The organism is Bacteroides sp. 519, from assembly GCF_010500955.1.
GTDB lineage: Bacteria > Bacteroidota > Bacteroidia > Bacteroidales > Bacteroidaceae > Bacteroides.
In genome coordinates, this window is the sequence record NZ_QVMJ01000167.1 from 1 (window position 1) to 302 (window position 302).

Sequence of the window (302 nt, forward strand, 5' to 3'; positions counted from 1 at the left end):
AGCATTGCTTATAAGTGTGCGTATCATGCTTTTTGCGGATATTTGTGAAACCAACTTTTAATCTTCATATTGAGTATATTCATGAAACTTAATAAAACCGGAAGTCAGATTATTTAAATTAATACGGTTCCTTTTATAATTCCCATACCCACACTTGCCACCCACAAAACAGAATCTTGTTCATATATATGGTGTATGTATTTAACAGGTGTATCGCTTACAGCTAATGCTGCACGTGCAGCCGAGTATCCTTTTCCTTTGAGTTCAAGATGAAACCACATCACAAACTTCCCTGTTTGGTT

General features: G+C 35.8%; 1 protein-coding gene. It reads right to left on the reverse strand.

Annotated elements, in window-relative coordinates; genetic code table 11:
• Positions 1-113: 113 nt before the first annotated feature.
• On the reverse strand, positions 114-302 hold a 189-nt coding region (locus tag D0T85_RS22385), incomplete at its 5' end, for a hypothetical protein (protein WP_370460033.1).